Below are 21,318 nucleotides of genomic sequence, written 5' to 3'. Positions count from 1 at the left end.
ATGAAAGCTGTTATACTTGCAGGAGGAAAAGGAGAAAGACTCTTTCCTGAAACCGAATTCAAACCCAAACCCATGGTAGAAATCGGAGGAAAGCCTATACTCTGGCATATTATGAAAATATACTCTGTCTATAGTATAAATGAATTCATTATCTGTGTGGGATATAAAGGCTATATAATCAAAGAATATTTCGCAAATTACTTCCTGCATAATTCTGATCTCACCGTGGATCTCAAAAATAACTCTATTACCTATCATTCTTCCAAAGCCGAATCATGGAAAATTACCATCGTTGATACAGGAGAAAACACCCAAACAGGGGGGAGACTTAAAAGAGTTGCTAAATACTTAAAAAATGAAAATATATTCTGTTTCACTTATGGAGATTGCTTAGCTGATGTAAATATTGAAGAAGAAATCAAATTCCATAAGTTGAGTGGTAAAAAAATAACAGCTCTTGCAACAAGACATCCAGCTCGGTATGCAGAATGGAGAATTTTTGAAGATAAAATAGAAATTGTAAGCGCTCCTCAAGAAGAATTTGGATGGTTTTGCGGAGGTTTTTTCGTTGTATCTTCTGAAGTTTTAGATTACATAGAAGGTGATGAGACAGATTGGAATTATGTTCTTGGAAAGTTAAATCAAGAAAATCAGCTAAGTGCCTATAAACACAAAGGATTTTGGTATTCTCTGGAGACTCTTAAAGATAAAAACTATTTAGACTCTCTATGGTTTTCAGGAAAAGCTCCCTGGAAAGTGTGGTAAAACTGGAGAGTTTTTCTAATAGCCTCCTCTAAGCTTACAGTTTCTTTTAACCCAAGTTCTTTTTTAGCTTTTTCAGTTGAAGGCACATATCTTTCTGGAATTTTCCCTGGCTCAGGTTGTTTTTTTATTATTATATCAACTTTTTTTCCTGTAAGTTCTGCATAGATCTCTGCTATCTTCTGAGCAAGCTCTTTTAAAGATATTTCTTTTTCAGAGCCTACATTATAGGCTTCTCCTGGTTTGCCTTTCAGTAAAATAGTCCAGAGCCAGATAGCAAGGTCTTCTGCATACATGTAGGAATTAATTTTTCTACCATCACTTTTAATAATAATTGGTCCACCTTTCAAAGCATCCCGGACAAAATTTCCTACTGCAAGGTGGGAATTCAGTTCCATATAAGGACCTATAAAAGAAAAACATCTGGCTATTACGATATTTAATCCCCATTCTTTCATAGCTTCATAACATAAAAGTTCCCCTACTCTTTTGGCTTCAGCATAATATATTTTGGGATTTTCTGGATTTATTTCCAAGCTTCCAAAGGAATTCTCTGAAAGTTTTTTTATCTCAGAAAGCTGTTTACCATAAACCACCCCTGAGCTTATGAATAAAAATTTTTCAGCTTTACAATACTTAGCAAATTCTAAAACTCTTTTGGTTCCATTTATACCAATGTCCAACAATTCTATGGGTTTAATTTGGGTATAACTTGCAGGTAAAGCTGCATGAATAATGTAATGAAATTTTTCTTTTAAAAATTCAAAATTTCTTACATCTCCTTTAACAAAAACCATATCTTTTCGCTTTTTAAACTGAGGATTATTAGATAAAAATTTTTCTGGATTTCTGCTCAAAATGAAAAGCCTAGTTTTTAAATTAAATGTATTGTTAAAATGGACAAATCTTTCCAGAAGCCATCTGCCAAAAAAACCTGTGCCACCAATAAGAAAAATTTTTTTGTTTTTAAGTAAATCTAAGTTCAAAGTATTAATCCTTTCTTCTCTTCTAACTGAGCTTTTATATCGGGAAAATTTTCAGCCAAGATAGTTAATAACATCTCTGCTACTTGCTGGGGAATAGATTTTCTTTTATTGAGTTTGTAATTGGTATAATCTCTTAATCTTTCAAATACCTCTTCTGGAATAGTTAATAAATCTTCCTCACTTTTTATTACATAATCCGGCTCAGGTTTTTCTAAGTCTTCTAGATTTATAAGCGGTTCTCCAAGTTTCTCCTCCATCCATTTTATATCATCTTTATGTTTTTCCACTATTGGTTTAATTAATTTTTTACTGATTTTGAATTTATGTAAAGCTATATCCTTTAAAATATTTTCCAGTAATAAATCATTTAAAAGATATTCAATCTGCCAAGGAAAAAAGTTTATTTTTGAAAAATACTTCCTTAAGATGTAAATCAAATTTACAGCTTCCTTAGGTAAAGAAGCATTAGCACGTACGATTCTTTTTTCCTCTATAGCAATTCCTAAGGTTTGACAAAAATCCTTTACAACACATCCATCTGGAAATTTTAAAGAATCAAATTTTTTTAGTATAACATTTTTTTCTCCAAAGACTTCAAAAAATTTTTGAAATGTTTGGTATTGAAAATAAATAGTATTTAAATCTTTTAAAGCTACGCAAAAATTTTTAATATATTCTTGAAAAGATGAAGAAATATAACTATAAGGTTCCCTTATATAAGCTATTATTTTAATTTCGAAAAAATATTTTTTAAAAAAGTTTTTTATATATTTTAAATTATTTTCAAAATACTTACAAATTGCCTCTCCAGATAAAATAAATAAAGAAGAACTATCATTTTCACATGCTTTTCTTAGCTGATTTAAATAAAATTTTTGTTTTTCTAAAAAATTTTCTTTTTTTTCTTTTACAAATAAGTTAAAAACTTTAATAAATTCTTCATAATTCATAAAAATATATGCTAAAGGAAAAGAATGATTTCCTAAGGGATCTAACTTAGGATAACAGAATTTATCATTTTTAAAATTGCTTAAACTTATCTGTATAGAAGTTGAACCAGTTTTAGGCATACCAATATGAATAACACAAACTTTTTGAGTTATATTTTGCAAAACATTAATGGTATAATTTTTTGAATGTTTTTTCTGTTTTTCTTTTGTTTTCCAGGTTGTTTTATAAAGATCTTCCCAAAAATTTTTTTCTAACTCAAACCAAGTATCATATTCAAGTTCTATTATATTTTTAAATTCTCTCTCTTCTAAAAATTTTTCAATATCTCTGACTATCCATTCCTTTTTAATAGTTATTATAATCCACAAATTTTTATCCAAATTTTCCAATTTGTAATAATAAGGATTAACTGCTTTTATTCCTAAAAATTTTTTTTCTTTTTCAACTTTTTTATCAAGCACAAATAGAGGATAAAGTTTATATTTCTCACAAAAAGATTTAAAAAATATATATCCTCCAGCCCCAGCACCCCATATTATAAATTTTTTATCTTTTAATAAAGTTAAAAGTTCCTTGATATTATTTACTCTAAACTGTTGCATACAACACCAGCTCTGTTAATGGTTGCTCTCCATATTTTCTTAAGTAAAATTTATATTCCGGCACAAGCTTTTTTAAGTAAAATGGGATTTCAACTAAATCCATAGGGTTGTGATAAACACAAATAGCAAGATCTGGTTTATAGGTTTTTATAATTCTTTTTGCTCCTTTCAAAGCCTCAAGCTCTGTTCCTTCTATATCCATTTTTATAAATGTAGGAACAATTCCAGATAATACTCTATCAAGAACCACTACCATAATTTCTTCATTACCCCTATCAAAAGTAATATGACTATCTCCTGCAGATGTATTAACAAATTTTATAATTGTTTCTTCACTATACACTCCACAAGGAATAGAAATAATGTTTTTAGCTATTTTTTCATAATCTTCATTTAAATATTTTGTTAAAGCTTTATAAAATTCTAAATTTGGTTCAAAACAAACTAAAGTATCAATCTTCCCTATGTGTTTACTTAGATAGTAAACGGTATCTCCTAAATAAGCCCCGCAATCAATAAATACATTATATCCTTTTTCCATTTTTATATCTTCTGGGAAATAGTGCTGTTCTAAAGGTTCAAAATTAATATTTTCTTTTTCTAAAAACAAAAACTGTTTTACATGTGTTACTAAAATTTCTTTACTTTTATTTTCATCAAAGAACTCTATAATTTTTAATAAGTTTTCTTTAAATTTTTCAAAATAATGTTCTATTTTTATAAAAGTCTCCCAAAACCATAAAGATAATACTTTATCTAATTCTTGACTATACCATTTTCTCCAGAATTCTTCTGGAATAGTTATAATTTTTTTAAATCCTTCTTTTTTTAAAAAGCTTATTATTTCTTTTTGTAATTCTTTTTTTCCTACTGCAATTACTACAGGTAAAGATCTGTTTAATTCTTTGAATTTATTACTAAGACTTTTTACTATAACGCACCCATTTATCTTTAAAAAACTTTTGTAAAAATCTCCTTTATCTTCTTTATCCAGGAAAGCTTTTGGATAAATTTTATATTCTTCACAGAAATTCTTGAAAAATATAAACCCTCCCCCTCCTGCTCCATAAACAAAAAATTTTTTATTTTCTAATGTTTGTATCAATTCTTTTTCAAATTGTTCTACGTTTTTTATACTGGTTTTATATCTATCAATCAATTCTGTTTTGAAACTGTTAAGTATTAAATTTTTTAATTTTTCTTTTCTTATACTTTCATTTTGAATATCTTTGTTTTGTTCAAAACTTTTTAAGATTTTTTTAAGTTCTTTTTCGTAATTTTTCATTAATCCCTCCTAAAAATTATTTTATTTTCTTTCTATTAGATAACCTTCTATAAATAACGCATCAATATTACAATCTATAAAATCTTTTAAAGCATCTTCTGGTGTCATTACAATTGTTCTACCATGCAAATTAAAAGAAGTATTAACAACTATACCATATCCAGTACGTTCTTTAAATTTCTTCAAAATACGATAAAAATTGGGATTATCTTTTTCTTCTACAAATTGAGGTCTTGCAGTTCCATCTATATGTATAGCAGAAGGAAGTTTATCCCAAAATTCTTTTTTCATTCTAAAAGCAATAGTCATGTGTTTATTCTTATAAGACTTTTCAAAGAGTCTTTCTCTTTCTTCTTCAAGAACAGATGGACAAAAAGGTTGAAACCAAGGACGTCTTTTAATAGTTTTATTTAGTTTTTCTCTGGTATAGGGATCTCGTGGATCTGCTAAAACACTCCTATTACCTAGAGCTCTGGGACCAAATTCCATTCTTCCTTGAAAAACTGCAATTATTTTCCCATCTGCTATCATTTCTGCTGCCATTTCTTGCCAGTTTTCTCCAATATAAGTATATTTTATCTTATCTTTCCATCTCTCTTTTTCTAATTCTTTTGCTACTTCTTCCTTGGTATAGCTTGGCCCCCAATAAGGCATTTCTTTTTCCTTTAACCAAGAAATATCGTATCCTAATTCTATAGCTTTTAAAACTGCTGCTCCTGCTGCTGTTCCGTCATCTCCCATTGCTGGAAAAATATAAATTTCTTTAAAAGGAGTTCTTTCAAAAATATTTAGATTCATAATTACATTTGCTACTACTCCTCCTGCCATAGCAAGCCTTGGAATTTTATATTTTTCATAAACTATATTTAAAAGCTCTACTACCGTATCTTCTAACCACCTTTGAATTGTAGCTGCAAAATTTTTATCTCCTACTTTTTCTTTCCATTTTTTTAAAAAATCTATATTATGCAACTTTCTTAAAACCTCAAAATTATGATTCCAGCACAAGTTTTCTTTATCTACTGAATATCCATCTTTTAATAGACTATAAAGTTTTTCATCAGGTTCTCCATAAGCTGCTAATGCTTCTGTTTTTCCTTCATTTCCTAAAGCTTTTAAAATGTCAATCTCTGATTCTCTTTTAAAAAGTTTTGCTTTTTCATTTATTTTGGATTTTAAACCTAACACACTGGTAAATTTAAGATATAAAATTCCAATAGAAGTTTCATAAAATTCTATTTTTTTGTTATCTAAATATTGATTTTTAAAAAAAGAGATTTTTTCATAATTATTTTTATTAAATAAAAATAGTGTACCATATTTTCCATCTCCTTTTCCATCTAATGTAAAAACAATAGTAGGCTTTCCATAAAAAGGAGAAAAATAATAAGCTGAAGCTGCATGACATAAATGATGTTCTTTTTTTTCTATTTTAGCATTTATACCATATCTATAAAAAAAATTTTTAACTAAAGAATCTCTTTCCCATAAAGGGTTATATACTATATATTCAGCTTTTTTAAAAATATCTTTATTTATTCCTGTTAAAATAGGAGCAATAAAACTTGGATCATGTTTTACTCTGGTAATTCTTTCAGTAGAAAGAGCAAAAATTTCTTTATTCTGAAAATCTAAAATAAATATTGCAGAATCATGATGGAACAATTTTGTACCTATAATATACATTTATTTTTCTCCTTTTTATAATTAATAATTATTTTTATAACATAATAAGAATTTTATATAGCGTCCCATAGTTTTAAATACCAATAGTCAAATATATCTTCTGAAATTAAATATAAATTTTTAAATCCTAATAATTGTAAATTATTTTTTATTTCTTCTTGTAATTCCTTTTTAGCTATAGAGATTACAATAGGAATATTTTGGGGAAATCTTTTAAAAGTTTCATTTTCAGGTTTAGATATTTTTAAATTATGAACTTCAAAAAAGTCTTTATTAGGATGTTTTTCTCCTTCTTTATCAAGGATTACTTTTGGATAAAGGTTATACTTTTCACAAAAAGCTTTTAAAAAAAACAATCCTCCTCCTCCAGCCCCATACATTATAAAACTATTATTTTTAAAAATATTTACAAACTTTTTTTCTAATGTTTCTGCTTTTTCTTTATATTTATAAAATTCTGGTAAAGGCTCTATTTCATTTTTAGCTTTTGAAAAATCTTTTTTTTCAAACCATTTTTTACTATTATTTTTTTCCTTCATTTAACACCTCCACAGTTTTTAAAATATCTTCAGGTTCTATTCTTTCTATACAAGGATAGGCTTTATAACTTGTTTCTAAATATTTACACTGCCAATTACAACAAAAACAATCCATTTGTTTATAAACTGGTATAACTCTATCTTCAAATTCTTTCCAGGGAAGAAGCCTTCCAAAATGTCCTCCTCCTAAAATACAAACGGTAGGCACTCCTGAAAGATAAGCAAGATGCATAAGCCCTGTATCATTACCGATTACTAATTTTGCGTTAGCTACAATTTGCATAGCTTCTTTTAAAGTAGTTTTTCCAGTTAAATCAATTAAATTTGGATGAAATAAAGGCATCTTCCTTATTCCTAATTGAACAACTTTCCAATCCTTAGGTAACATATTGAGTAATTTTTGCCATTTTTCTTGTGGATAAATTTTATATCTTTGCGAGGCATCGGTAATAATACAGATATAATTAGAACTAAGTTTGTTATTTTTAATATATTTTTTAAACCTATCATAAGCTTTTTCATAAAATATCCTTAAATTTTGAATCTCCTGTAAAGTTAATTGATAGAAATAATCCTTTTCATATTCTGAAGAATGCAAAAAGACGCTTCTTTGAATTTTATTTAGATTTTTTACATTTGACAAATTTTTTTTATTATAAAAACTATCATACCATTCAAATAGTTTTTGAAAAATTTCCAAATTTGGTAAAGTTTTAAAATCCCCTTTATAATAAATTTTTTCTTTACTATTTAAACTTGCAATTAGTTCATCTGCAATTAAATAACCTCTATAAGTAATAAAATTAATTCCCTTCTGAGACAAATAATTTGCCAAATTTTTAAAAATTTTAGTTTTGTAAAACAAATTTTTAGTAAATTTTTCTCTTTCTATTAACAAGTAATTTTTAGTGAAACATTTAACTATCTCTTCGTGAAAGGAATTAACTATAAACAAATGTTTTTTATACCTTTCTAAATATTCAAGAAAAAAAGGTAAAAATATAAAAAAATCTCCCAATAAATCTAATCTTACGCCTACTAAATCTACATATCCTGCTTTATTTCTATCAAAAAATTTTTTTATAAAATATTTGTTTATTAAATAATAAAACATGTGTTGAATAAGTAGCAAATCAGCCCAAAAATCTTGAGGAATAATAATTACTTCTTTAAAACCAAATTTTAAAAGAGTTTTTTTTACATTTTCGACAGTACTTTTTTTATAAATGGTAACTATTACTGGAAAATTCTTATCCAGACTTTTATCATTTTCATCAAATTTTTTTAAGAGACCATCAAATTTAGTTTTATTTTCTTCTGCATATTTATCTAATACAGCTTTGGGATATAAATTATTTGGTTTACAAAAAATCTCATAAAAAACTTCTCCACACCAGCCACCACCATATAGATAAAATTTTCCAGATTGTAATATCCTCTTTAAATAATTAAACTTGCTTGTTAATTCTATTAATTCTTCCCAAATTATTTTTAGCTTTTTATCTTTATATACAAAATTTTTAAAACTAATCATTGTTTTTTACTGCAATTTATATATTTAGTTTGTTAAAAAATTCTAAGGTATCTTTAACTGCTTGCAAATAAGCCCTACCATATTTTGCATCTGGTTCCAAATAACATCCCTCTGCCCATTCGTTCCAAGCATTTATAAAGACTAATCTTTCTTCTTTTTCAAAATTTTGAATTGTAAAATTGCACACAATAGAAAGATAAAGTTTAAAATTCTCAGGAGAAGAATTTATAAAACATCTCCCTTTTCCTTTTCTTCTTGCTTCGTTATCCCAATCAGGGAAAACACCTCTAAATTTTTTATATTCAGGCTTTTCATATAAATATGCCTGATCTATAGCTGATTCATAATCTAAAACCCTGCCTTGAAAAAAAGAATCTATAACTTCTATTTTATCAGTTACATCGTTGAATAATATTGCATTAGGAGGGTATTCTATGCTGGCATCAAAACCTATTTCTCTTGGATCTGTCCAATCAAAAGAATGCATATTACAAAGAAAAATTTCTCCAATACCATTTTTATAGCACCATTCTCTCCATCTTTCTGCAGTTTCTTTAATATTAGGAAATAAGTCTGGTCTATAAATAATTAGTAAAGGTTTTCCTTTTATCCTGATATAGTTAGGATGTTCAAAATAAGTGATTGCGATATATTTTATAAATTCTATATCATCTTCTAAAGTATGTTCTTGTTTGATAAGAATTTCATGTTCCAAACCATCCCATCTTCTTGTCCAGCTTTCATTAGCCCAATGAATACAAAAAGGAAAACTTATATTTTTATTTTGAATAAATTGTAAAATAGGCCTTTCAAGAAGTCTTTTACCATTAAACCAATAAAAGTGAAAAACAAAGCCATAAATTCCATATTCTTTTGCAAGGGCAACTTGTTGTTCTTGAACTTCAGGAACTCGTAAGTCATAAAAACCAAGCTCTCCTGGCAAACGAGGTTGATAATGTCCTTTAAACCGTGGTTTCCCTCTTACTACATTAAACCACTCAGTAAATCCTTTACCCCAAAATTTGTCATTTTCTGGGATAGGATGAAATTGAGGTAAATAAAAAGCTAATAGTTTTAAAAAATGTCCTCCTTCTTGTTTTACAATTTCTTTAGTTTTTTCTAAAATTTTTAAACTACGAGAAGTTTTAGGTATAGGCTTTAAAAATTCCTTAGAAACAACATATATCTCTTTAAAACCCTTTTTTCTTAAATTTAAATAAATCTCTTTTTGATTAAATTTCCCAGTAACCGTAATAATTACTAAAAAATTTTTTAAATCATCTTCTATATCCCAATTATCTAAATTAGTAGCTGTTATCCCTAAAAATTTTTCTTTTTTTCTAAATTTTTTATCAAAAACTACCTCTACATTTAAATCCGATTTTTTTAAAAATTCCACTAAGTACTTACCTAAAGCTCCAGCTCCATAAATTGCGACTTTTTTATTTCTAAGTAATTGTTTTAAGTCTTTTATACTTATCTGTTCTATGTTCATAACATTATACACCTTATATACTAATTTTAACTTTAAACAACTATTACTTACATTGTACAATACAATATAGTCTCTAAAATTCCACCCGTATAATTTCGTAAAAAAATTTATAACTTGGATTCAAGCTCTTAATATATAAAGGGACTTCCCATAAATGTTCAGGTTTATGATAAACACTAATTGCTAAATCTGGCAGACATTCTTTAATAGTCTTTTTAGTTCCTTCTAAAGCTTCAAGTTCCGCCCCTTCTATGTCCATTGTAATATAAGTAGGATTAAAATTAGGTAAAACATCATCTATAGCTACTCCATAGACCATAAACTCTCCATTTTCATCAATACAACTACCACCACCCATACCATTTGTAAAATTTAAAAATGTATTTTCTTTCCACACAGCACATGGGAGAGCTATTATATAATCTGCAATTTCTTTAGCATAGTAATTTAAAAATTTCTTTAGTTCATTAAAATTTATAATATCTGGTTCAAAACATACCAAAGCTTCTATTTTTCCAACAATTTGCATAAGCTGCCGTATAGTATCTCCAATAAAAGCTCCACAATGAATAAATCTTCTATATCCTTTGAGGAGGTTAATATCTCTTGGAAAATATTGCTCATCTGCAGGTGAAAAAGGTAAAGAATAAAAATTTCCTGAAATATAACTTTTAATTAATTTTATATATAGTTCTAAAGATGTTTTATCGTGAAAAAATTTTAGTGTTTTTATTATTTTATCTTTGTTTTCTAAATAAAATTTTACAGGTTTTAAATAATAATTATTTTTTCTTTTAAACCCTGAAAGAGATAAATGTAGATAACCCCAAATTTCTGGTGGTATAGTAATAATCTTTTCCAAAGAAATAAATTTTGATAAAAATTCAATAATTTCTTTTACATAAAACGGTTTAGTTATTGTAATTATAACAAACAAATCAGATGTAAAATTAAACTCTAAAGGAAAATAAGCTGGTATATCAAAATATTTTTCTTTGCCTTTAAAATTTTTATCAACTATTGCAAATGGATATAAATTATATTTTTTACAAAATGCATTAAAAAATAAAAAACCTCCTATCCCTGCACCATAAAGAATAAATTTATTGTCTTTTAACTTCTGACATAAATCAGATAAAAATTTTTCAGGGATTACTTTATTATGGGAATTGTCTTTTTCAATAAAGGATGTATCAAACAATTTAAAATTTTTAAATATAATTTGTTTATCACCTTCACTTTTAAGTTTTTCAAACCATTCTTCTAATTCTTTAATATATAAAAATTTTTCTTCTGATTTCATAATAATAACCCATAATCCATGCAATTTTTCTCAGGTACATTATTGTTAAAAACATAGGTAAAGTAAAAATTTTACCTTCTTTTGAAGCAAACTTTATAAACTCTTTTATCAATCTCCATCCTTCATCTTTTGGCTTTTTGCCAAATTTTTTCAATATCCAATCTTCCTCTCTAAAAAATCTTCCAAGCTTAAAGTGTCTTTTAAAATCTTGCCATATTCTTAAAGAGTGAGAATGATATACCATTGCCTCTGCTACATAAGCTATTTTATAACCTTTCGTCAAAAATCTTGCTGCTATATATATATCTTCGTAAGAAATTAAATTTTCTTTAAACCATCCAATTTCTTCTAAAAGATCTTTTCTATAAGCAGAAAAAGAATTTGAAAAAAATACAGTTTTTCTCCCAAATTTATGTCTATCTTCATAAGTTCTTATAAAAGAATTTTCTGGATAGTTAAAGTATCTAAAAAACTTTCCATAAAAGTTAGTATTTTCGTAGGGAATCTGTCTTCCGTAAGCACAGGCTATTTTTTCATCTTTTTCAAATATTTTTACCAAATTTTCCAAAGCATATTCATTATAAGGATAGGCATCCTGAGTAAAATATACCAAAATTTCTCCCTTAGCTTCTTTTCCTGCTAAAGTCCTCGTTCCTCCATGGTTAAATTTTTCTTTAGGAATAACGATGGTTCTGCACCCATATCTTTTGGTAATTTTTACTGTTTTATCCTGTGAAGAAGAATCAACAACTATTATCTCATCAGGCTTCAAAGTTTGGTTTTTTATAAGATTTTTCAACAATTTTCCAATAAACTTTTCTGCATTAAAAGTGGGAATAATTACACTAATTTTTTTTCTTGATCTACTTGAGTGCACTTTATTTTTCACTAAGTTTATTACCAATATACAGTTTTATATCCCAAAAAATTCATTAATGATCCACAGACTTTTTCTACAGTTTTTATCTCTAAAGGTGTTAACTCCTCTTTCCAACTGTCAACTTTTCCCTTCCTAAAAAATTTACCATCTTTAAATTTTTTGAAAGAAGTTTTTTCAATTATTTCTTCTATTAAAGTATCATCGGTATTTACTTCTAAAAATTCAAAAATTTTTTTATAATTTTCAAAAGAATTTAATAACAAATCTTCGTATTTGCAAAGAAACACCTTGGAAGGACTTTTCTTAAAAAAATTGATAAGATTATTGTTATCTCGTAGCCAGCAGTTAGCAGCATATTCAATCCACTTTTCTTTATTATTTCCGATGCTTTCTAAAAAATCTGAATGTATTCTAATATTAAAATGCCAAGCAGAAACTACTACAGAACGAGGATCTCTTATTATCCCTATAAACTTCGCTTCAGGAAAGAGTTTTTCCAAGAAACTAAAACCATTTCTTTCAGTCAACTGATCATCTTTTATTCCATACCATTTAACCCTTCTACCCTTTGCACCCTTATATCCTGCAAGTTTTATAATAAATTTTCCGATTTCTTTTATATCTTCTTCAGTAAAAACAGGGGCTCCTTGATTAGCTGTAACTTTATCTATAAAAATTACGCTTTTATTATAATTTTCTAAAAATCTCGGAAGTTTTTCAGTAAGCAATTCAAACAAATAATGTTCAGCAGGACAGGAAACCTCGGGATGGTTGTTTAAAATCATCTGTAAAAAAGTTGTTCCAGATTTTGGACTTCCAGTAGCAAATACCAGTTTAATACTCTGTAAAAATTTCCAGTCCATATAAATCCACCTCTTACCGTTTAATCTTTCATATACTCCTCTAATTGTTTTAAGCTAAGCTTTTTTATATTTTCTCTTTGTTTATAAAAGCACTCATACCAATCTATAGTTTTCTTTAAAGCTGTATCCAGATTCCACTTTGGCTTCCAGCCAAGTTTTAACATGGTTTTGCTTATATCAAGCCTTAATATACCTGCCTCATGATAGTACTTATCTTCTATTACTTCGTATTTTCCTTCTCCCCAAAGATCAATTACTTTCTCTACAACTTCCCTTACTGTGGCTAAATCTTTTTCAAAAGGCCCAAAATTCCAGGCTTCTGAGTATTCTATCGGCTCTTCCCACATACGCATAGCAAGGAGAAGATAACCTGAAAGCGGTTCAAAAACATGCTGCCATGGTCTTATAGCCTTGGGATTTCTTATTTTAATAGACTCTCCTTTAGAAAGAGCCTTTACACAATCTGGGATGAGCCTATCAATCTGCCAGTCCCCTCCTCCTATTACATTCCCTGCACGGCAAGTAGCAAGAGGAAGCCTAAAGGATCTTCTATAAGAACTAACCAAAATTTCCACACAAGCTTTGCTTGAGCTATAGGGGTCATATCCTCCAAGTGGATCTATTTCTCTATAACCATAAAACCATTCTTTATTCTCATAACACTTATCACTGGTTACAACTATTACAACCTTAACACTTTGCGTTTCTCTAACAGCTTCTAAAAGATTTAGAGTTCCTATGACATTTGTTTCATAGGTAATTTTTGGCTCTTTATAAGAAAATCCTACAAGAGATTGAGCAGCTAAATGGAAAACTATTTCAGGCTTATATTCTTTGAAAACTTTTTTTAATTTTCTCTCATCTCTTATATCTCCTATTATATTAACAATATTTTCTTTGATATTTAAAACTTCAAACAAACTTGGTTTGGTAGGTGGTTCTAAAGAATATCCTATAACTTCTGCACCGAGATTTATAAGCCATAAAGTAAGCCAGCTTCCTTTAAAACCTGTATGTCCGGTAATGAAAATTCTTTTATTTTTATAAAAATCTTCAAACATTTTTTATAAAAATTTAATTAATTAAATCAAAAAGTTTAAAATTCCTGGCACTAAAATAAATGGCATAGATTATTGGTAAATATCCAGAGGTATTGAGATAATAAAGTTTTTCTGGCTGAATTTTTCTCAAAGCTTCTATATTTCCTATAAAAACATTTTTAAAAACCGCTTTTCCATATTTACACTCTATTTTTAAATTTACCGATTGCACACACCCTGCTTGAGTAATCTCCTGGCAAAATTCAATAGCTTTTTGAAAATCTATAGCAAGTTCTGTTAATTTGGCTTTAATTTCAGAAAAATAAGAAGTTTCTTCTCCTTCTTCAGTAAAAAGTCTTTCTCCCTCTTCATTAATGCAGGCAAGATCCACCACTACAGCCCATTCTTCTCTTCCTTCAAATCTTTGTTTTATTACTGAAAAAGGATACATTTCACATACCTTAGGTATTGCCTCTACTTTAAAAAAACCTTCTTCATTTATAAAAATATTTTTTTTATCAACTCCCATTACTGCAAAAGGGAAAAGTTCACCTTCATGGCTTCCGATCATTACAGGATAATACATAGTAGCAGGTAGAATTTCAGAAAACCCAAGCGGTACAATTTCTACCTCTTTCATAAAAGCATAGTTTAAAGGTTTTTTGATTTTTAAATCTTTGTGCTCTTTTTCATCAAGTAAAACAGGATTTTTAAAAGCTCTAAATGGTGCAAACATAAAAATTTTCCTCCTTACAGAGATTTTAAAAAATTTTATACGAAAAACCTGTTTTTGCCAAGTAGATATAACTTTTATAAATAATTATGCTTGCTAAGAATACTTAAATTTTATAAGACGGGGTTTTGATTTGAATTTCGTTACTTGCTTTTTGATTTTCAATTCTTTCTATATTTTACTTGTAATATTCTTTATCTTCATAAAAAAATTTTCAAAAAAAATACTATTCTTTTTTAATCTTTGGTTTTATACTAAAAATTGTTATTATTTTAAAAAATTTTATTTTTAAAATATTAACTATTATTCTTAAATTAACCAACCAAAATTGTTCATATAAGTTTTCTAATAAAAAACGAAAAAATTTTAAAAATTGAATAAAAAAAAATTGACAAATTATTATAGTTATAATATAATTTTTTATAAAAATTATGTCTGCAAGAATTATAACTTTTGGTAATAGAAAAGGTGGAAGTGGAAAAACTACTACAGTAGTAAATTTAGCTGCAGTTTTGGGACAAAAAGGTAAAAAATGCTTAGTGGTTGATTTAGATCCTCAGTGTCATGCTACTTTAATTTCAGGGCTTAATCCTTATTCTCCTTTAAAAGGAGCAGGTTCACTTTTTAATAATTATCATATTGAAAATCTAATAAAAACTCCCTCTCATAAACTTTTTGATATAATTCCTTCGTTTCATAAAGACAATTCTTATATACTTTATGGTTCTGAGTTGAAGTATAAAGATATATTTTCTGAAATAAGTTCAAAATACGATTTTATTCTGATAGATACTCCTCCAGGAAGAGAAGATATTTTAACTTTTTGTCTTTCGGTTTCTACCGAGCTTATGGTTCCTATGCCTCTTCAATTTCTTGCAATGGAAGGTCTGGCTCAATTATTAGGGTTTTTATATACTATCTCAGAAAAATATAATCCTAATATTATTTTATCTGGCATTATTCCAGTAATGGTTGATATGAGAACCAAACACGCTAATGCAATTTTAAAAGAGTTAAAAGATACATTTGGAAATGATGTTATCAAAAGAGGTATTAGGATAGATATAAAAATATCTGAAGCTGCTTGGCATCAGCTTCCAATTATTTTATATGCTCCTCGATCCAAAGCTGCCTACGATTTTCACATGCTTGCTGAAGAACTTCTTTTAGGAGTTTAAAGATGGCAAAAGGTGTAAAACTTAAAGAGTTAATAAAAGAAAATATACTTTTTCAAGTTTCTGGAGTTTATCCTGAAATTCCTGAAATTTTAGAAAGTATAAAAAATGTTAAAGTTGCACTTAAAGAAAAAGATATCAATTTTCTGCTTCAGGAAACTCATCAGTTGATAGTTCAAATTTTTAAAAATATTCCAGAGCTTTCCCGTTTGTTTTTTAAAATAGGTTTAAGATGTGAGGATGAAGGTTTAATTGAAGAAGCTATATTTTATTATCGTCTTTCTAATTTATTAAAACCTAATGCAAAAGCAATAAATAATTTAGCAGTATTATATGCTGAAGTAGGGAGAGAAGAAGAGGCGATTAAAATTCTTAAAGAGGGAATAAAAAATTTTCCAGAGAATTCCATTCTTAAAGAAAATTTACAAATTTTGCAATCTTAAGAGATGATAATAAAAAAGAGGGGATACCATCCCTCTTTAACAAGCTAAAAGATAGGCTGATTAGTATTAAAAAATACAAAAATAAAAGAGGGAGGTAGAAATGGCTGAAGAAAAAAAATTGGGGATTAAATCTAAAGGTTTAGCTAAACCAGAAGAGCATCCTAAAGGAATAGCTGAAGAAGGTTTGTCTCTTAAAAGAGAGAAAGCTAAAAAACTTGCTCAAGAAAAAGCTCGTGCTCGAACTCTTGCTAAACAGCAGCAAATAGCTGAAAGAATAGCTGCAGCGTCAGAAGAACTTGCTTCAGCTATTGAAGAATCAAGTGCTGCTGCAGAAGAACTTAATCGTTCTATGGAACAGATTGCTGCTGGTGCTGAAGAAACAAGTGGTGCTGCTGAACAAATTCGTGCCTCTGTAGTTCAAATAGAAAAGGGCTCTACAAGAATAGCCCAAAATGCTAAACAGAATTTAGAAAAAGTTAAAAATGTCAAAAATTTAATCGAAGGCACTGTTTCTCAAATTGAACTTTTAATTGAAGGTGTTCATAATGCCTCTGAAGCCGCTCTTGAAACTTCTAAATTAATAGAGGAACTTGAAAAACAATCAGAGGAGATAGGAAATATTGTTCAAGCAGTAGTGAGGATTGCTGATCAAACCAATTTGCTGGCTTTAAATGCAGCTATTGAAGCAGCTCGTGCAGGGGAACACGGAAGAGGTTTTGCAGTAGTAGCTGATGAAGTTAGAAATCTTGCTGAGACTTCGGAGAAAAGTGCCCGAGATATAAGAGAATTAGTGGCGGAAATTCAAAATTCAGTAAGAACAGTGGTAGATGAAATTAATCAAATAAGTAATAATGCTAAGAATGAGGCTGAAAAAGGGAAAACAATAAGAGAGGAACTACAAAATATAACTCAAAAAATGGATGAATTTTTAAAAGCTACTGAAGAAATAGTAGATGTAGCAAATAAAACTTTAGAGGAAGCAAGAAACTTTTTGAAAAGTGCAGAACAAATTGCTACAGCAGCGGAAGAACTTGCTTCTTCAGCAGAGGAAGCAAGGAAAGGGACAGAAATGCAATCCAAAGCATTGGGTGAGATGTCTGTAGCTGCTCAAGAATTGGCACAGGTAGCTGAAGAATTGAAAACTTCTACAGATACTAAAAAATCTGCTGAAGAAGTAGCTGCTATGGCAGAGGAGCTTTCTGCTAATATAGAAGAAACCAGTACAGCTGCTCAAGAACTTGCTCAGGCTATTGATCAAATAAAAACTGCTTCAGATCTTCAAGCCAAAGAAACTCAAAATGCCAGTGAAATAGCAGAAAGACTTATAGCTTCTGCCAAACAAATAGAAGGTAGAGCAAATCAACTTGTAAAAGATTGTGAAGAGGTCAGCAAATTGGTAAATGAAAATAAAATTAATGTAGAGAGCATGATTGAAAATATTAAACAATCTGCTGAGGATAATTTAAAGGCTTTGGAAAATATAAAAACTTTAGAAAAACACACCAGGAAGATTGAAAAAATAGTTGAGGTTATTATGAATGTAACAATTTTAACTAATATGCTTGCTGTAAGCGGTTCTATTGAAGCAGCCCGAGCAGGGGAATATGGTAAAGGTTTTTCTGTAGTAGCAAGTGATATAAGAAATCTTGCTACAGAATCAGCGGAAAATGCAGATAAAATTAAAGATTTGGTAAGAAATTTACAAGATATAATTAATGTATGTATGCAAGAAATAGAACTTGCAGCTAAAACTGCTAAAGGGGAAGCAGAAAAATCAAAGGTAGCCTCTCAATCTCTTGTTAAAATAGATGAAAATATAAAAGATACACTTACAGCACTTGCAGAAAGTTTAGAGCTTGCTCAGGAAGCCTTAAGAGCTATTGAAGAATCTAAAAAGGCTATAGATCAAATTGCCTCTGCATCTGAAGAAGCTGCTAAAGCTGTTGCAGAAGCAGCTGCAGCCGCAGAAGAGCAAGCCAGAGGAATTCAAGAACTTTCTCAGGCGATAGAAGAGATAGCTTCTCTTGCTGATGAATTGCAGAGTATGTAAAAGGGGGTATAAAATGGGAAATCAAATAGTTACTTTTCAATTAGGAAAAGAAATATTTGGTATAGATACTAATTTAATAAAGGAAATTATAAGATATCCAAAAATCACCGAGATCCCCCGAGCTCCTAAATATTTAAAAGGTCTGGCTAATTTAAGAGGAATTATTATCCCAGTTATTGATACTCGTATTAAGCTGGGTATTTCTGATATAGAAATTACTCCTCATACCAGGGTATTAATCTTAGATATAGGTAAAACTTTTTTGGGATTAATAGTAGATCAGGTAAAAGGAGTAATAGATGTAGAGGAGGATGAAGTTGAACCGCCTCCTCAAGTTTTATCTTCTGAAATAGAAAAAGAATATATTTCTGGAGTTATAAGGAAAAACGGTCAGCTTATTCTTAAACTTAATTTAGAAAATTTATGTAAAATTGAAATAACCACTTCAGAAACTAAAAGAAGTACCCAAATATTTAAAGAGGAACAGGAGGAAGAAGAAAAAAAGCATATAGAGGAAGTTCAATTAGTTACTTTTTCAATTGCTGAAGAAGAATACGCTTTTCCTATAGAAATAGTAAGAGAAATTTTGAGAGTGGGTAATATTACTGAAGTTCCAGAAACTCCTGAGTATATTCTTGGAATTTTGGCTGTAAGAGATACTTTACTTCCTGTAATAGATTTAAGAAAATTATTCGGTTTTTCAGATTTAGCAGAAGATATAAATGAGGAAGTAGATAAAATTTTGAAAGAACATGAAGATTTTGTAAGAGATTTAAAAAATTCCATAGAAACAGGAAGTCCCTTTAGAGGTGAACTTGATCATAATAAATGTAGCTTTGGTTTGTGGATGAAAAAATTTATTACTTCAAGTGAAAAGATAAATCAAGCTATTGAATCTATGAAAAAAGACCACCAACTTTTTCATGAACTGGCTAAAATAACTTTACAAAAGGTTAAAGAACATAGTAAAGAATCAGCCCTGCAATTTTTTGAAAATGACATGTTATCTGTATTTGAAAAATTAAAAAGGCATTTTAAAAATTTAAAAGAAGCTATTTCTGAAGACATTAAAGAAGATCAAAGAATTTTGGTACTGGAAATCTTTAATATCCCTATAGGTATTTTAGTAGATAGAATAAAACAAGTAATTAGAGTTCCAAAAGATTCTATAGAAAAACCGCCTGAGATTTTAAAAACCGAAAAAAGTGACAATTTAAAAGGTATAGCAAAATTGGAAGAAGGAAAAAGAATAATTATGCTTATTTCTGAAGAAAGCTTATTTGATAAAAAAACTATTGAGGAGTTAAAGGAAATGATTAAAAAAGAAGAAAAATTAGAAAAAGAAGTTACTACAGTTACAGAAGAAATTCAATTAGTTACCTTTAGACTTGCTGAAGTTGATTTTGCTATTCCTATAGAAGATGTTCAGGAAATTAACAGAGTGGAAAGTATAACTTCTGTTCCAAGAGCTCCTTATTTTGTAGAAGGTGTTATGAATCTTAGAGGAAATGTAATCCCTGTTATTGATTTAAGAAAGAGATTTGAAATGGAATTTCGCCCATATGATGAAACAACTAAAGTAATTATAGTAAAATTGCAAGATAAATTGGTTGGTTTTGTAGTAGATTCAGTTTCTGAGGTTTTGAGAGTTCCAAAGGATAGTTTAGAGACTCCACCAGAAATTATTGCTGAAAATATAGATACTCGTTTCATTAAAGCAATTTGCAAACTGGAAAAAAAAGATAAAATAATTTTAGTAATAAATATTCTGAATGTTTTAAGTGATGAAGAAAAAGAAAAATTAGAAACTTTAATATCTTCTGAAGAAACTACAGTTCCAGAACCTTCTGATGAAAAACCTAAAAGAAAGAAAAAAACACTTAAAAGGATAAAAGATGATGAAAAAGAAGATTAGGGTTCTGGTAGTTGATGATTCAGCTTTAATGCGAAAAATGTTAAGAGAAATTTTGGAATCAGATCCTGAAATAGAGGTAATAGCTACAGCTCGAGATGGGGAAGATGCCTTAGAAAAGGCACGTAAACTCGAACCTGATGTGATTACATTAGATGTAAATATGCCGGGTATGGATGGATTAACTGTATTAAAGCATATTGTAGAAGAAGAAATTTGTCCAGTAGTTATGGTAAGTTCATTGACCCAAGAAGGAGCTGAAATTACTTTTCAAGCTTTAGAATTAGGAGCTTTTGATTATGTTGCTAAACCAGGGGGGACTATATCACTAAATTTAAAACAAGTAGCTGATGAAATTATAGAAAAAGTAAAGGCAGCAGCTAAAAAGAAATTAATTTTTTATAAACTTTTAAAAAGAGCTAAAAAAAGAATTCCTCCCAGAAGAAAAGTTGTTAAACCATCTATACCAGAAATAAAAGAAATTGCCAAAGAAATTCCTGTAGCAGTAGCTATAGGAGCTTCTACTGGAGGTCCTAAAACCTTAATGGATATTATTCCGGAATTACCTGCAGATCTTCCTGCTGCAATATTTATTGTTCAACATATGCCTCCATCTTTTACTAATTCTTTTGCTAAAAGATTAGATGCCTATTCTCAAATTTTTATTAAAGAAGCTGAAGCAGGGGATATTGTTAAAAAATCTTATGGATATTTAGGAAAAGGCGGATATCATCTCTTATTAAAGAAAGCATCAAAGGTTATTAGAATAAGACTTTCTACTAATCCTCCACACCTTTTTATACCTTCTGTAGATATAATGATGGAATCAGTTTTAAATGTTTTTGGAAGGAATACTGTAGGGGTTCTTCTTACAGGAATGGGAGATGATGGAGCTAATGCCATGGTGAAAATAAGAAAAGCAGGTGGTGTTACTATCGCAGAATCTGAGGAAACAGCTATAGTGTTCGGTATGCCTAAGGAAGCTATAGAAAGGGGAGGAGCTGAAATTATAGCTCCAAGTTATCAAATAGCAGAAGAAATAATAAAAGCGGTAAATCGTTTAGCTAATTGATAGCTTT

At 28.8% G+C, this 21,318-nt stretch carries 18 protein-coding genes; 6 read left to right on the top strand and 12 right to left on the bottom strand.

Features of this window, described 5'->3' with window-relative positions:
- Positions 1-765, top strand: coding sequence for a glucose-1-phosphate cytidylyltransferase (gene rfbF, locus CC87_RS01445; RefSeq protein WP_038055311.1), 765 nt, complete (start codon positions 1-3; stop codon positions 763-765).
- Here rfbF and CC87_RS01440 read toward each other — a convergent pair.
- The 12 genes from CC87_RS01440 to CC87_RS01385 all read right to left on the bottom strand — a co-directional run bounded on the left by CC87_RS01440 (position 714) and on the right by CC87_RS01385 (position 14,662).
- On the bottom strand, positions 714-1,748 hold the full coding sequence (locus CC87_RS01440; protein WP_051920404.1) for an NAD-dependent epimerase/dehydratase family protein: 1,035 nt from the start codon (positions 1,746-1,748) through the stop codon (positions 714-716). The genes rfbF and CC87_RS01440 overlap by 52 nt on opposite strands.
- On the bottom strand, positions 1,745-3,301 hold the full coding sequence (locus tag CC87_RS01435) for a hypothetical protein (RefSeq protein ID WP_038055309.1): 1,557 nt from the start codon (positions 3,299-3,301) through the stop codon (positions 1,745-1,747). The genes CC87_RS01440 and CC87_RS01435 overlap by 4 nt, the downstream gene beginning before the upstream one ends.
- Entirely contained in the window at positions 3,288-4,586 is a 1,299-nt protein-coding gene (locus CC87_RS08540) for an FkbM family methyltransferase (RefSeq protein WP_051920403.1), read from the bottom strand. The genes CC87_RS01435 and CC87_RS08540 overlap by 14 nt, the downstream gene beginning before the upstream one ends.
- 21 nt (positions 4,587-4,607) lie before the next feature.
- Complete coding sequence (locus CC87_RS01425; RefSeq protein WP_038055307.1) at positions 4,608-6,272, bottom strand: carbamoyltransferase N-terminal domain-containing protein; 1,665 nt, start codon at positions 6,270-6,272, stop codon at positions 4,608-4,610.
- A gap of 53 nt (positions 6,273-6,325) precedes the next feature.
- The gene (locus CC87_RS01420; protein WP_038055305.1) at positions 6,326-6,811 is read right to left on the bottom strand and encodes a hypothetical protein; all 486 of its coding nucleotides are present in this window, start codon (positions 6,809-6,811) and stop codon (positions 6,326-6,328) included.
- Entirely contained in the window at positions 6,795-8,345 is a 1,551-nt protein-coding gene (locus CC87_RS01415) for a glycosyltransferase family 9 protein (RefSeq protein ID WP_038055303.1), read from the bottom strand. The genes CC87_RS01420 and CC87_RS01415 overlap by 17 nt, the downstream gene beginning before the upstream one ends.
- Positions 8,346-8,361: 16 nt before the next feature.
- A complete protein-coding gene (locus tag CC87_RS01410; protein ID WP_051920401.1) occupies positions 8,362-9,840 on the bottom strand; it encodes a glycosyltransferase WbsX family protein in 1,479 nt (492 codons plus the stop codon).
- A 73-nt stretch (positions 9,841-9,913) separates the two neighbouring features.
- Positions 9,914-11,143, bottom strand: coding sequence for an FkbM family methyltransferase (locus tag CC87_RS01405; protein WP_038055300.1), 1,230 nt, complete (start codon positions 11,141-11,143; stop codon positions 9,914-9,916).
- The gene (locus tag CC87_RS01400; protein ID WP_169740251.1) at positions 11,112-12,032 is read right to left on the bottom strand and encodes a glycosyltransferase family 2 protein; all 921 of its coding nucleotides are present in this window, start codon (positions 12,030-12,032) and stop codon (positions 11,112-11,114) included. The genes CC87_RS01405 and CC87_RS01400 overlap by 32 nt, the downstream gene beginning before the upstream one ends.
- A gap of 8 nt (positions 12,033-12,040) precedes the next feature.
- Complete coding sequence (locus tag CC87_RS01395; protein WP_038055298.1) at positions 12,041-12,886, bottom strand: sulfotransferase family protein; 846 nt, start codon at positions 12,884-12,886, stop codon at positions 12,041-12,043.
- A 20-nt stretch (positions 12,887-12,906) separates the two neighbouring features.
- Positions 12,907-13,947: a CDP-glucose 4,6-dehydratase gene (gene rfbG, locus CC87_RS01390; RefSeq protein WP_038055297.1), complete on the bottom strand. Its 1,041-nt coding sequence runs from the start codon at positions 13,945-13,947 to the stop codon at positions 12,907-12,909.
- A 13-nt stretch (positions 13,948-13,960) separates the two neighbouring features.
- The gene (locus tag CC87_RS01385) at positions 13,961-14,662 is read right to left on the bottom strand and encodes a SapC family protein (RefSeq protein ID WP_038055296.1); all 702 of its coding nucleotides are present in this window, start codon (positions 14,660-14,662) and stop codon (positions 13,961-13,963) included.
- A 428-nt stretch (positions 14,663-15,090) separates the two neighbouring features.
- Here CC87_RS01385 and CC87_RS01380 point away from each other — a divergent pair, with 428 nt between their 5' ends.
- From CC87_RS01380 to CC87_RS01360, 5 genes are all read left to right on the top strand, one after another.
- Positions 15,091-15,837 carry a ParA family protein gene (locus CC87_RS01380; protein ID WP_038055295.1) on the top strand — a complete coding sequence of 249 codons (747 nt, stop codon included), beginning with the start codon at positions 15,091-15,093 and terminating at the stop codon, positions 15,835-15,837.
- Between the two features lie 2 nt (positions 15,838-15,839).
- On the top strand, positions 15,840-16,277 hold the full coding sequence (locus tag CC87_RS01375; RefSeq protein WP_038055294.1) for a hypothetical protein: 438 nt from the start codon (positions 15,840-15,842) through the stop codon (positions 16,275-16,277).
- A 100-nt stretch (positions 16,278-16,377) separates the two neighbouring features.
- Entirely contained in the window at positions 16,378-18,327 is a 1,950-nt protein-coding gene (locus CC87_RS01370; protein WP_038055293.1) for a methyl-accepting chemotaxis protein, read from the top strand.
- 13 nt (positions 18,328-18,340) lie between these two features.
- Positions 18,341-20,242: a chemotaxis protein CheW gene (locus tag CC87_RS01365; RefSeq protein WP_038055291.1), complete on the top strand. Its 1,902-nt coding sequence runs from the start codon at positions 18,341-18,343 to the stop codon at positions 20,240-20,242.
- Positions 20,226-21,311 (top strand): protein-glutamate methylesterase/protein-glutamine glutaminase, encoded by a 1,086-nt coding sequence (locus tag CC87_RS01360; RefSeq protein WP_038055680.1) that lies wholly within the window; start codon positions 20,226-20,228, stop codon positions 21,309-21,311. Before CC87_RS01365 ends, CC87_RS01360 begins: the two co-directional genes overlap by 17 nt.
- The last annotated feature ends 7 nt before the right edge of the window (positions 21,312-21,318 follow it).

Source organism: Thermodesulfobacterium hydrogeniphilum (assembly GCF_000746255.1).
GTDB lineage: Bacteria > Desulfobacterota > Thermodesulfobacteria > Thermodesulfobacteriales > Thermodesulfobacteriaceae > Thermodesulfobacterium > Thermodesulfobacterium hydrogeniphilum.
Note: the sequence above shows the minus strand (reverse complement) of the source record. Positions and strands in the feature narration are given on the sequence as shown.